At 45.7% G+C, this 13821-nt stretch carries 9 protein-coding genes; 6 read left to right on the top strand and 3 right to left on the bottom strand.

What is annotated here, in order from left to right; all coding sequences use genetic code 11:
- Positions 1-17 precede the first annotated feature (17 nt).
- The 5 genes from KDW_RS15335 to KDW_RS15320 all read left to right on the top strand — a co-directional run bounded on the left by KDW_RS15335 (position 18) and on the right by KDW_RS15320 (position 5939).
- Complete coding sequence (locus tag KDW_RS15335) at positions 18-2132, top strand: alcohol dehydrogenase catalytic domain-containing protein (RefSeq protein ID WP_162005262.1); 2115 nt, start codon at positions 18-20, stop codon at positions 2130-2132.
- 5 nt (positions 2133-2137) lie between these two features.
- Positions 2138-3448: an RIO1 family regulatory kinase/ATPase domain-containing protein gene (locus KDW_RS15330; protein ID WP_151756763.1), complete on the top strand. Its 1311-nt coding sequence runs from the start codon at positions 2138-2140 to the stop codon at positions 3446-3448.
- A gap of 83 nt (positions 3449-3531) precedes the next feature.
- Positions 3532-4809 carry a glycosyltransferase family 9 protein gene (locus KDW_RS15325; RefSeq protein WP_162005261.1) on the top strand — a complete coding sequence of 426 codons (1278 nt, stop codon included), beginning with the start codon at positions 3532-3534 and terminating at the stop codon, positions 4807-4809.
- Between the two features lie 399 nt (positions 4810-5208).
- Complete coding sequence (locus KDW_RS35910) at positions 5209-5487, top strand: histidine phosphatase family protein (RefSeq protein WP_198925277.1); 279 nt, start codon at positions 5209-5211, stop codon at positions 5485-5487.
- Positions 5385-5939 carry a histidine phosphatase family protein gene (locus KDW_RS15320; RefSeq protein WP_198925276.1) on the top strand — a complete coding sequence of 185 codons (555 nt, stop codon included), beginning with the start codon at positions 5385-5387 and terminating at the stop codon, positions 5937-5939. Before KDW_RS35910 ends, KDW_RS15320 begins: the two co-directional genes overlap by 103 nt.
- A gap of 129 nt (positions 5940-6068) precedes the next feature.
- On the opposite strand, the gene KDW_RS15315 is transcribed toward KDW_RS15320, so the two are convergent.
- Positions 6069-6815, bottom strand: coding sequence for an FkbM family methyltransferase (locus tag KDW_RS15315; protein WP_162005260.1), 747 nt, complete (start codon positions 6813-6815; stop codon positions 6069-6071).
- Between the two features lie 593 nt (positions 6816-7408).
- On the opposite strand from KDW_RS15315, the gene KDW_RS15310 reads away from it, so the two are divergent.
- Complete coding sequence (locus KDW_RS15310; RefSeq protein ID WP_162005259.1) at positions 7409-8269, top strand: GNAT family N-acetyltransferase; 861 nt, start codon at positions 7409-7411, stop codon at positions 8267-8269.
- A gap of 9 nt (positions 8270-8278) precedes the next feature.
- Here KDW_RS15310 and KDW_RS15305 read toward each other — a convergent pair whose 3' ends face one another.
- Positions 8279-10363 carry an AfsR/SARP family transcriptional regulator gene (locus KDW_RS15305; RefSeq protein ID WP_151756759.1) on the bottom strand — a complete coding sequence of 695 codons (2085 nt, stop codon included), beginning with the start codon at positions 10361-10363 and terminating at the stop codon, positions 8279-8281.
- A 427-nt stretch (positions 10364-10790) separates the two neighbouring features.
- The gene (ppdK, locus tag KDW_RS15300) at positions 10791-13565 is read right to left on the bottom strand and encodes a pyruvate, phosphate dikinase (protein WP_151756758.1); all 2775 of its coding nucleotides are present in this window, start codon (positions 13563-13565) and stop codon (positions 10791-10793) included.
- Positions 13566-13821: the final 256 nt, after the last annotated feature.

Here is a 13821-nt window from a genome sequence, read left to right as displayed (position 1 = left end):
CAAGAAACGGAGGCTTTATGGTTCATCCATTAGATGCATGGGAAAAGATGTACTGCCATTATGAGGCACCTTATGAGGTCATTCAAAGGGATAAACCCTATCAAATGTGGGTGGACCTGGAGTTGCCCGAGCCATGTGGCGAGGAAGAGATGACATTGATGATGTGTGCCGCCGGTATTTGTGGTACTGATCTACGGGTCTATACCGGGGAACGTCCAGTTCCGGCCGGAAGAATTGGACATGAAGCGTTTGCGATCATTATTGACGTCGGAAAAAAAGCGAAAGAAAAAGGCTACAGAAGAGGTATGTTTGTGGTGGTCGATTGCAACCATCCAGATGCTCAAAAAAGAGATTTGCATTTAGACGGAGTTTTGGGGAGATTCTATCGCGTGCCTGCTGATTTTGTGATGTGTGAGCCACAGCGCAGAATTATCCCAATCGATGCCTACCTCTCTACTCAATGCATTGCCCCTGCAACTGCGGCCTTAGTGGAACCTATGACAGTAGCACTCCATGCACTCGATTATCTGCGAAAAGGAGGTCCCAAACCAAGAGAGTTCTACGATCACTACCTCACAACAGCAGATTCAATGCCTGATGATGAAGTGAATTTGTTACAGGGCAAAAATATCGTCATTACCGGAGCGGGAAGCATTGCTGTCTTCGCAGCCTGCATGGCCAGGATCAATCAGGCAAAGTCCATTACGCTTGTGAACAGAGATCAAATCAGATTAGCCCATGCTGTGAGAGTAGCAAAACCAGATTATTATTTTCCTGATGACGACGATGTGAGCACGAAGATTCTCCAGCATTTTCGAACGATAGGCGGTGTAGATTATGTGCTAGTGGCTTCGCATGGGAGTGCTGTAAAAAAAGCCATCGAGTACCTCAACCCACAAGGAACTATTCTGCTTGTGGCAGGTATCGGAAAAGAGGAAGTCCTTCAAACAGATTCAGATATCGTGAATCTCTATTCCATACGACATGATGATCTTGAAAAGGATATTGTCGTGCATGGCAAGCCACTTAAACTTATGGGAGTGCATGGCACTACTCAGCCATTATTTCACCAGGTTTTGTCCTATCTCGTCCGAGGTGAATTTGAAAAATACGGAATAAATCCTTTAGATCAGATAACACATGTGGTTTCCCTCAATGCATTACCGCATGTATTTGCGCTGGCAACCAAAGGAAACACAATCCATCATACTCACATCGGCAAGATTCTTGTTGACTTCCGGTTACTGGGGAAGGGCATCTATACCCTTGATGAGTACACCTCAATGTTTCCGCAAAAAAGCAGGGAATTCTTGACAGGAAAAGGGATGCGTGCAATAGCACAATACAATTCCAAAAGTATACACAAAAAAAATACCTTTGCCTCCATTAGAGCCTCCATGGATACCATTGTGGAAACCTTAGAAGGGCGCTATCAAACCATAAAGAATAAAGAATTGTGTGCCAAAGAGAGGAAGCTTCTTGAAAAGGCCTTTCTGGTGGCCAATAATGCGTATCAGGGGATGCAAAAAGAACGACGTTTTCGGCCTGATGGCACACGCTTTATTTTTCATCCTTTAGACATGGCTGAGTATGCGATAACACACTTATCAATTGTTGATCCCCAGGTTATCGCAGCTCTACTACTCCATGACGTCATGGAGTATACAACACTTGACGCATACTATCTTCAAGAACAGTTTGGGAGGACAGTCGCATCTATTGCCATAGACCTGGCCCAGGACAGAACGTTTGAAACAATGCCTCTGGCACACGTGATAGATTATCTGCATGGGAATGCTTTCGTGCCTTTTCTTCGGCAGATAGGATATGATGAAAGGGAGCAAGGTCGGAGGAATGCCCTCATCAACCTGGCAATCAAAAATGAGCAGTATACCCGATTAATTTCTACTCCCAAACACCCTCTCAGTCCCATCTTAAAGGTATTAGATAACTATACAAATTATGCGTGGGTCAGCGAGCTTCCACCATCGAAAATACCCCAACGTAGCCAAGAAGAGATTGTCATGTTCAAAGCGTATATCGCAAAGTGTCGCTGTACATATGCTCTCCCCCAGGTGTTACAAAAGGATGCGTACGATGTTGTGGCCCTCTATGAAAACGTGAGAGTGTAAAAAAGATGAAAAAAGCAGGGATGCATCCATATGATGGAGCATTTTTTAAGCCAACAGACAGCAGATTTGAGGTGATAGGCTTGCCTTGTAATTTATGTCTCTTTGATCCTATGGCCTGGAGTAACAATTCTGGCAATAAAAACGCTATGAGCGACCAGAGTGGCTCACTTATAAACGTGTGGAACTTGCAAGGCTATCTCAAACGACACACACACCTTTTTGCACAATCTCATCAATTATCTCTACATGTGGCCCGTGCCATTGTGGAGTATAAAGCGTCATGTAGAGAAGAGAACGGTCGGGATTTTCAACAAAACTACACCTATTTATACAGCATGGAATACAGAGGATGGCATCACCATTTCTTAAGGGACGAGATAACTGGAAATATCTTGAGTCTGGCCATCGCAAGGCAATTCCAGAATGACGCGTCTTTCCTTTGTATTGAGGGTAAGAAGGTGCTGGCACTCATTTGCGAAGGAAATAGACCTGGAGAGAAAACGGAAGCATGCACCAGTTTGTCTCTGGAAACGCTGTTGCCACATATAGAAAATCATATCCCCTTGTCTTTCTCCACAGAATGCTTTCAAATTACGGAGGTTCTTGGGGAAGGATTTGAAAGTGTGGTTCTTAAAGTGCACAACCAAATAAGTGGTGCTGTCACCGCCTTAAAGTTAGGAAAAGTGGCCTTGGAGGAAAATTATCGTGCACTACAGCCTATGCTGACAGCTATCAAAGAATCAGGTATTTCAACACCTCAGTATTTATCGTATGATGCTCGTCTCAATGGCATTTTAATGGAGTATATTGAAGGCGATAGTTTCGCACATTACATCGAACAACTGGAACAACAACAGAGAACTCTTCCTGAAACATTACAGATGTATGCTTTGTGCTTGTCCAAGCTCATTGCCTTGCACTCAACACTCGAACTTTCGCATGGCGATGCTCACGAGGAAAATTGGCTCATTGATAAATACACCCCGGCGCTCATTGACTTCAGGCATTCGCCGACCATTCCTTACACTTCTACGATCTATCGACACAGGGACATCTTTGCGATGCTTTGCAGCTTGTATCGTTTAGTGTATAGGAAACACTTTGCGAAAAGACAAGAGGTGAAACATGCGATAATGCATCAAAGCTTCGACTGTTTTGTGGCGCTTGATGAATTCCCGCAAATCAGCAATGGTAATCGATATGATCTGCTGTTGCAACAGTTTCTTTTCCATTCCATCTATAACCCTCACAACTATACATTACAGGACATTGCGCACATAGTAAATGAATATTTACGTGGCTTTTCTCTCACGTAAGACATGATGACTGGTCAGCTATACATCAGGCTTCCCCCACGCAAAGATAGTTGTCAAAATAGTAACATATAAGGAAGATGAACATGCTCAACCCTCACATTTGTGTGGCGTCATTCGTAAGGCGCCAGCGATGGCGCGTACTATCCACTGGAACAACAACAAAGAGAGGACCATATCTTATTCAACCATGGTTGGTTATTGGCGATATGATATTCGCACTAGAAACGGCTGACAGAATTTGGAAATACCAACCAGACGCCACGATTGATCTTTTATGTACCGAGGTACAAATACAGATTGTGGCCGATCATCCAAGAATGTATCAGATAGCACTTCCGAGGTCATTCATACCCACTCCATCTTCTGATGGAACAGAAATGCGCATTCTTCCGATTCCCAAAGATTTCTACGAACAATCTGAACATATGACCCAGATACGGCTGGAATACGCAGCACTTCTACCTGAATATGAAACTATTTTTATTGAAGATCCAAAAAACTTTGCGTTACTCTTTGGAAAAAGGCAAAACTACACACATAACAGTTTGCGCAATTTTGAAATACAAGCCATCGTAGAAAAACTTTCGCTACTACCATTACCCATGTTAAAGGATATACCGAAGTATATAAGGACCAGAGTATTGGTTGATGACTATTTTGCTGTTCAGCCTTCATTGAGAAATGATCGAGCAGAGCCTGTGCCACTCTTTCTGGCACGTCACCGGGTGGCCAACGCAGAGAGGAGAGTCGCTCAACTGAAGGAACAGGCAGAGAAACCGGATGGACTGTTATTACTTGTCGGGGCTGATACCTCTTCTTCAGTTACCAGACCACCAGCAGAATTGCTCGTTTCTGGCATTGCGCGAGCGCTCCATCACAATCCTCGCATAGTTGTTGGGATTCTACCTGGGTATACATGTCCCGAAGCTCATGAACAAGTGTATAAAGAACTTGAAGCCTTGTATGGCAGACAAATTCAATATGTCGTAGAAACAGCTTTGCAGCCAGAACACTTGCTCGACACCACAGCTCTTATCGATCAAGCAGACATTTTCATTACAGGTGATACAGGACTGATGCACCTGGCGGCAACGCAAAAGATAACGCCAGAAAGAGATATGAGTAGCATACAACCAAGGAACAACACTGCGATTATTACTCTTTGGGGAGGTACAAGACCGGGATATTGGGGATATCCAAAACTTACAACCATTCTTGGCGAAGGAAACGCTCTACAAAGACAAATGTATCCTGGCATAAGAAAGTACGGGTGGATACATAAAAAAGCAAATTACTTCGGGCACATCAAACCATTTGACATTGCAAAAGCCATTCTAGAAGCACAAAGCAAGATACATTAGATGCATATTGATCAAAGAGCACGTTCGCCAGACTGTACAGTCATCAATTCAGTCCATCGGTATTGCTATGAGAGTGCTTCACGCACCGTATATTCTCATAGGCACCTGCCAATTTGCTACCAATCAGGAATTCCAAAACACTGAATAAAAATCACAGATGCAATTATCACTCATGGATGCTCGTATTGCTAACATCCATGATGCTGCGCCATATCAGGTCACCTTATCTCCTACCCACAGCTTTCTCTGAGCAAACACTTCAGCATGAGAGAAGCAGAAACAGAACTGTGCACATAAATGCTCCCGACAAACGACAATTCATATCTAGATGTACCCAGCTAGCATTCAGGTATAATTGTTTCAAGCGTTTTTTTAATTGAGAGAGGGAGCATACCATTGATGACTCACTTGTATCTTATCCGCCATGGGGAAGCAATGAGCGCAGTCGAGAGATTTGTCGGCGACGGCGGTTTATCACCACTAGGAATTTTACAGGCCCAGCGTCTCCGTGATCGCCTGGCAGCGACAAAAGAAATTGCGGCTGATGTCTTGATAGCCAGTACATTCCCCGAGCCTTGCAGACCGCGCAGATTATCGCTCCTGCGCTTGGGTTACCGCTGCATCTCGACGATGAGATTCAGGAATTGCGTCCTGGTGAGGCTGAGGGTCTGCCAATAGAAACCTTCTGGGAGAGATTCGGCCAACCGAACTATGAGACAATGCCTTTTCGTCCTATAGCTCCCGCAGGTGAGAGTTGGGCGCAATTCATGTTGCGCGTGAGAACAGCATTAGATCGAATTGTGCGCGAGCATGAGGGAAAAACTATTGTTCTTGTTTGTCACGGTGGCGTGATTGACGGCTCGTTTCTCTACTTCTTTCATATGGATGAATGGGAACTTCCCCCGACACGTTCTTCTACACGCAATACAGCGATAACACACTGGAAAAAGAGCAGTGAGGGCAATACAGGGGAGCATTGGCAGCTGGTAAAGCATAATGATGGGTTCCATTTGCAAGATATCGGCACATCCACACGCATCCCATGGGAACAGCTCTTGGCCCAGCCTAAATCAGATGGGGATCGGCCCTCTGTACGAGTTCCGACCAAGCAACATGCAAAGGAACAATGAAAAGGAACAGTACCATGCCTGTGCTGCTCCTTTCATTCAACAAGAATTACTATCATACGCTTCAATATATCGATGTAGTTTGCCTCCTAGAGGCGATAGACCTCCTGGTTAGAAAACCTTGAAGTATAGTTATGCCACTTTGGTTGCAAAGAACATTCCTCGTGGCGCTGGCGATCCATCGTTTCGTGTGGCGCGAGTATGAGAAAAGGTAAAATGATGTTCACATAAAATTTTTTCCAATTCCACAACAGTAAATTGTTTATAGCCAGGGAGAGATAGGAGAAGCGGATTCAGAGAGTCATATGCTCCTCCAATTTCATGGTACTCACCTTTAATCTCATCTATCAGATGCAATGTTTGGGAGGTACATAGGATAGGCCATTCAGATCCTTCGCAATCCAATTTCAGGCAACGCACTCTACGCGTTCCCTGTTGCGTTGCTTCCCAAACAAGCGCATCAAAGGGAATAACTGGTACTTCCTCGCCTGTCTGACCAAAAAGAACGTTTCCAGCCCCAGTATTCACTTCTATGCCCGGATGAGGGTGATCGAAACCACATTTATATCCACTATGGTGCAACATAGCTCTTTTCTCATCCGATCTCCATACTGCGCCTTGCTGTAACAGAACGCGACCTTGTTGTATAAATTGTTCGAGATGTTGCTTTGCCATCAGATAATTTTCTGCGTTTGCTTCAACTGCATACACGGTACCCGCGCCACGCTCTACCGCAAGAGAAGTAAAAAAACCAATATGCGCCCCAACATCTACAATGAGATCTGTCCGCGCAAAGGATGGAGGAAGATGATACTCATTTTGTTCATAAATTCCTCTGTATATCAATCCATCATTTGTACCTGGTCTAAAATGAAACATCAACATAGCCTCCTTTACAACAAACCATGATACCTATCTTTCTTATCTCTATGAAAAAATGCCAGAGAAGCTTCTGACGTAATATAATTTACAATATACTTTTGCTGCCATTGACATTATAACAAGCCGGACTCCTACGAGATTCCTGCGATACGAAGAAATCTTGTGCGTTGCTCCTACCTGGCAGCTTTCTAGTCCTGCTCCTTCAAGGTGACATATTGTTCATGACCTCATCCGTATAAAAACAGAAATGATCATATTTTTAAAGCTATATAAAAGCTATATAGAAGAACTGTTACCTGGAGAACAGCTATCTTTCAATCCAAATGTAATGAGTTTCAAGAGCGTTTCTATATGTTATAGTAGTGGCAAAGGAAACACCATCTCCATGTAGGGGCCATTAAGCAACTGCCACATAGGAATAGTCGTAGGTAAAAGTCAGAGTAACTCAAAGGAATGTCGTTACAGGAAACAAACAGGGCCTGCATGGAGGACAGGTACGCTAGAACGCTACGATGTTCGTCGTGTCAAGTGCAGCTGGTGTATCCTATTGTGATGCCTGGAAAAAGCTCATTGGAAAGAAGACTCCACACATGGATACACACATACCCCCTGTGACGCCACGACTAGCTACCAGATTAGAAACCAGCATTACCTTTTTTTCGACTGAAAAGCACAGATTATTGTCATTGTTCTCCAATAATCTGTATGGTGTACATGTTCGCTCCTTTGGGACGGCAATAGCCTCATTGACACAAAAGGCAAACAGCGCGACGTTCAATCGAGTGCATCATATAAGTGCAGATGATACTCATTTTGTTCATGACATTACTCAATGGTATCGTAACTATGGTGCTCGTTGTAGTTTCGAGGTTGTTCCTCATCTTTCATCTCCTTCGCTCCTTTGGCATCTTGCAAAAAATGATTTTTACCAATCAGGATTTTATAATGTCCTTTATGGGCTTCCTGCTATAGAAAAAGCCAGGTTCCCTCATCTTGCCATCCGTGGTGTTTTGCCTGGAGAAAAAGAAATATTTGCCGATATTTATTTCAAAAGTTTTGGCATTCCAAAGACTCCTGATTATGACTATGTCCATGACAGTATATGTGGTCTTGTGACGCTATCAAGCAACGAATGCTTCTTTGCCCTCATTGACAAGAAACCAGTTGCTATTGCGGTCCTTTCTCTTCATGAACAGGTAGGGTATCTTGCGCTTGCTGCTACGCTTCCCTCTTTTCGGGGCTATGGGTGCCATAAAGCACTGCTCCAAACCCGCATTGATAGGGCAGCCAAACAGGGGTGTGAGCTTATTGTAGGGCAAGCGGGTGTCGGAACAGGCAGTCAGCACAATATGGAGCGTGTGGGACTTCGTCTTGCCTATACAAAAGCAGACTGGACGACCTATAGTGAGCAACAGGAGCTTGATCTCACGTCTGATCTTTTGAATCAATAACTTCTCTTTTTAGGAAAGAAGAGCTTGTTTCATTTTTTCTACTCGCGCTTCATGTGGCCAATGCTCATGAAGTGATTGATACAGGGTATACGTGTTCCTCCGATCCAATTCCTGTCCATACTTTTTCACATAATAGATCAGTTTTTCAAAAAGAACTGCACACTGCTCAAGGTCCTCTAATGCCACCGCGACTTGGATTTGATAGTGGGTAACATCTATTTTTCTTGGGTTCGCTGGACCGAGGACAAATTTCTCTGCATTTACGACGGCATCTCGAGCTCTTTGCAACTGGCCGAGTTTTATGCGGGCTGAAACTTCATTCGCATATAAGACAAAGTGGGTTGTATGACTATAGAGAAAACTTGGATCCATTTCTGGATGCTGAGGAAAGGTTTGTTGGGCAAGATCTATATAGTGTTGAGCTGACGTAAGTTCTGATCGGTAAGAAGAGATATTCGCAAGTCGTGCAAAGATGCGTCCTCTTAAAAGTAATGTCGTGTTTTCGGCAAGAAGTTCAGCTTGCTTCAATGTTGTAAAGCATTTGTCAAATACCTGCTGCTCCCAGTACGTATCTTGAAGACGGATATATGCCATTACTTGTAGATTGGCATCTTCTGCATATCCTCCATAAAAAGCTGCATGTTGACAATACTCGATGGCATCATCAAAGTGTTCATGACTTTGAGCTAACAATGCCATCAGTTGATAGGCTTGAGAGAGCAATCCTGCGGCGTTTTTTTGTAACTTTGAGGGGTTTCTCGTGAGTAGTGTCAAATGAGAAATATAGCGTGGAAGAACATGCTCCAATTGGGTTTGCCCTCCTTCATAGTAGAGTCGCCAGCAAGCTGGTATTCCTGCTGCATACAGTGGAATGATTTCCTGAGGAACCAATTTGGACGATTGACGGGAAACATCAGTGAAGTCATACAATGCTAAAGGCATACTCACAATAAAACGGAGAATGTCACGTCGAGAAAGTTGCATTTTTTGTACCTCGGGAATAATATTATCTAATGCTTGCGTTACTTGTTGTTCTAATTCATGAATATTCCAGCCGGACTGTTGTTGATGCAAAATTAATGCCGTAATCCCAAGGTGAAAAAGATCAACTCCACCATGATTTTCTTGAGGAAGGACAAGTGGGGGAATAGATAGTTGTGGATCAACTGGCAATGCAGATGAAATGGGAAGAAGATGTTGCACTCTCTGTGTTGGTTGTAGTTTTTTCGTCTTCAGATATTCACGAATATCTTGCGTGCGTAGATCTGGAATGCGAGGCCGTCCCTCCTCATCAGGTCCAAGGTCGGCCAGGGCCAGCAGCAATTGCTGATAGTATTCCTCGGCTTCCTGATAGCGTTCCTGCTCACCCAACAGTTCCAGTAAGGGACGTAGCGCATCCTCATCAGTTTTGTAGTGTTGCCAGTACGTACGCAGCAAGAGCAAGGCCTCAGTCTTGCCTGCATTTCCATGTCGGGCAAGGTAGAGCCGCGAGAGGGCATGCACACATTGCCGGTAACTACTATGGAGTTGTTCACGTTGGTTATTGACCCAGGCAGCATAGGGCTCATAAGGACTATCAGCCAGGAACGGGCCACGCTTGAGCAAGTGAAAAGCCTGTTGCCAGAAGGGGAGCGCGTCATCACCAAACCGCTCCATGCGGCACGCCTGCTCGATATTACAGGTCAAGGCATCCATATCCACCCACACCTTGGGGTAAGCTTCGATACAATAGGTGGGACCGCTGGTCTTCTTGCCAAGGATGGAGCGCACTAAGCTCTCATCCCCACCAGGGGGGCGCAGTAATTTGCGTAGACAGGAAAAAATGTTCTCCAGACGATGAACGGCAACACTGCGGCTACCCTCCGGCCAAAACTGTTCCATTACCCAATCACGGTGGGCTCGCCGATTGGGCTGGCGTAACAGGAGCGCGAGTAGAGAGAGGGCGGCGGCTCGATCTCGACCACTGCCAGAGGAATCATCAGCGGACAGGCGCTGTCCGCTGACTGAATCATTCCACGTTATCTGCAACGGCCCACAGAGATGGACGCGTAGTAATGGAAAGTGAGATAGCATTGTATCGCCTTGATTCTGCATAATGATTTTCTCCCTACACCATATCCATATTTTGTGAGTACACATATATTTTCATCTTGTCGCAAAGTAGAGAATCCCTAGCAGTCAATATAAAGTTTCATGGCAAAGGTCTGTCTATCTATTTCTCTCCTTCATACACGAAAGCATTATATCACTTCTAATCATATTGGATGAATAAAGAGCATTCTGCCTATTTTTACGAACCAGGAGATTGGGTAATGGTATGCGAACATGACAACATAGTCAGTCCTTCGACGTATCATCATCCCTAATAATGCACCCAACAAGCTTCATCTATGGATAAAAATCTTCATTACTTACGAGCGCAAAAAGAGGGACGACGCTCGCGCTTTGCGTCGTCCCTCCTATGGATACTGCTGGTATCAACGCTCAGCTCAAGCTGACTTGTATTTCTAAAGGTGCGTTGTTATTTATCTCTTTCGGTGTTGCTTAGGGCAGCTTGCGCTGCTGCCAAGCGCGCAATTGGGACGCGGAATGGTGAGCAACTGACATAGTGAAGTCCAATTTCATGACAGAAAGTAATGGTGTCAGGATCTCCCCCGTGCTCACCACACAGGCCTAGTTCGATATCTGGACGCGCACGACGACCCATTTCAACTGCTATCGCCACCAGTCGGCCAACGCCCTCCCGATCTAGCGTTTGAAACGGGTTCACTGGCAGAATCTTGACCTTATTCTTCAAACCAGGAATCTCCAAACCTTCAACATACTTGAGCAAGAATTTGCCCTCAGCGTCGTCACGGCTATAACCAAAGGTCATTTGTGTCAGATCATTGGTGCCGAAGCTAAAGAAGTCAGTTTCTCTGGCTAGCTGATCGGCAATCACCGTAGCTCGTGGTACCTCTATCATGGTCCCGAATTGATAGTCAATACGATTCTGCGGAATAATATCGTCAGCCACCGATTGCAGTTGGCGACGCACTTCCTTGAGTTCATTGACATGACCAATAAGGGGAATCATGATCTTTGGATGAAGCTTCTTTCCTCTGGCTGTTAGCAGTGACGCTGCTTCAAAGATGGCACGCGTCTGCATGAGGTTGATCTCTGGGAAGAGCAGACTCAAGCGGCAACCTCGCAGGCCCAACATGGGATTCACCTCACGCATGGCCCGAACCGTTTCCAACAGTTTCTGCTTCTCTTTGAGCTCAGCATCGTGACCACCTTGAATCTCCAAGCGTGTCGTCTCGACAAGTAGCTCCTCATAGGAGGGCAAGAACTCATGTAGCGGCATATCGATCAAGCGGATGACTACTGGATACCCTTCACCTGTCTTGGGATTGATCATCGCCTCGAAGATGTTCAAGAAGTCGTCGCGCTGGAATGCCAACAGTTGATCCAGCGCAGCCTGGCGCTCCTCTTTGCTCTGGGCCAGGATCATCTTCTGCACAACTGGCAGGCGTTCCTGTTCCATGAACATATGCTCGGTACGACAGAGGCCGATACCTTCAGCACCAAAGATTACAGAACGTTGGGCATCACGAGGATTGTCAGCATTTGCCAATACACCCAACTTGCGATGCTGATCAGCCCAACTCAGTAACGTCTTCAGATCAAGCTCTTTGTCAAAGTCAGCATCAACGGCTTTGATGATACCGGCGAAGACTTCACCCGTCGCACCATCAATGGAAATGTCATCGCCCTCTTTGATCACAACATTGGAACCAACCACACGGAAAAGATGTTCCTCTTCGGAGACACGAATATCCTCACATCCGGCAACACAAGGAAGGCCAAGACCACGCGCAACAACTGCCGCATGACTCGTTGCACCACCACGAGCGGTCAAAACTCCCTTTGCCACCAACATTCCATGCACATCATCCGGGCTGGTCTCCGGTCGTACCAGCACCACTGGAATTCCTGCCTTCCCCAACGTCTCAGCGCGGTCCGCATTGAAAATGGCCTTACCATATGCAGCACCAGGGGAAGCGTTCAGACCTTTTGCCAACAAGCGACCTGTTTGACGGGCCTTCCACTTCTCCTCATCATTAAAGCGTGGCAGTAGAAGTTGGTAGACCTGAACTGGATCGACACGTTTTAGCGCCTCTTCCTGGGAGATTAAACCTTCCCCAACCATGTCAACAGCAACCTTAACGGCTGCAGACGCATTGCGCTTGGCTGAGCGTGTCTGCAACATGTACAGCTTGCCTTTCTCGACTGTGAATTCTAGGTCCTGCATATCATGGTAGTGTTGCTCCAGGCGGTTCGCGATCTCCTGGAACTCCTGATACACAGCAGGCAAATCAGCTTGCAAGCGGCTGATCTTGGATGGAGTGCGGATACCTGCCACCACGTCTTCACCCTGTGCATTGAGTAAATATTCACCATACAGAACTTTTTCTCCTGTGCTGGGATTACGTGTAAAGGCTACACCCGTGCCACTATCATCGCCCATGTTGCCAAATACCATCATCTGCACGTTGACGCCAGTGCCCAAGTCATGCGGGATCTTGTTAAAGTTGCGGTAGTCGATGGCACGCTTATTATTCCAGGAGGAAAAGACAGCCTCAATTGCTTTGTGGAGTTGCTGGAAAACATCGACTGGAAAGGGTTCACCAGACTGAAGCTCTGCGATTTGCTTGAACTCGTCAACGATTTTTTTGAGATCCGAGGCGGAAAGTTCTGCATCACTAGAGACCCTAACCTGCTCTTTATAGCGATCGAGGACAGCCTCGAAATCACGAGGTTCAGTATCAAGAACAATTTTGCTGAACATCTGGATAAAGCGACGATAGGCATCGTAGGCGAAACGCTCATTGCCTGTAAGCTCCACCAGTCCTTGCACTGTTTCGTCATTGATGCCGAGGTTGAGTACCGTATCCATCATACCTGGCATCGAGAATTTGGCACCAGAGCGCACAGAAACGAGCAAAGGATTTTCCTTCTTGCCAAAGCCTTTGCCTGTCTGCTGCTCAATAATTTGCAGTGCCATCTGCACCTGTTCCCAGACACCTGCGGGAAATTGCTTGGCTGCCTCATAATATCCGTTACATGCCTCAGTCGTGATAGTGAAACCTGGAGGCACGGGTAATCCTGCATTCGTCATCTCAGCAACTCCTGCTCCCTTACCACCGAGCAGGTCACGCATTTTCGCGTTGCCTTCGCTAAAAAGGTAGACCCATTTGCGAGGGGACCGTTTAACTGCCTCTTCGAGTTGCAAATGGGTAATCTGTTGTGTCATAAAAAAATATCCTCCGCATGCATTATTGTGAGACCACCTGCCGAATGTACTCAGGCACAAAGAGCTCATCTAGATTGCGTTCTCTATCTATGGCCTTATACTTTTTTTGCTGTCATCCCATGGCAATCTAGTCCTTGTATGCTGGCAACGAAAGGACGATATTCATCACGACATATCACTTGACATGTAGTAATCCTGTGGCTATCGAAAATATCTTACGATCTACTCTAATGCTGTGTAGTCATCCTCGCGCCAC

It is taken from the genome of Dictyobacter vulcani (assembly GCF_008974265.1).
Taxonomy (GTDB): Bacteria; Chloroflexota; Ktedonobacteria; order Ktedonobacterales; family Ktedonobacteraceae; genus Dictyobacter; species Dictyobacter vulcani.
Note: the sequence above shows the minus strand (reverse complement) of the source record. Positions and strands in the feature narration are given on the sequence as shown.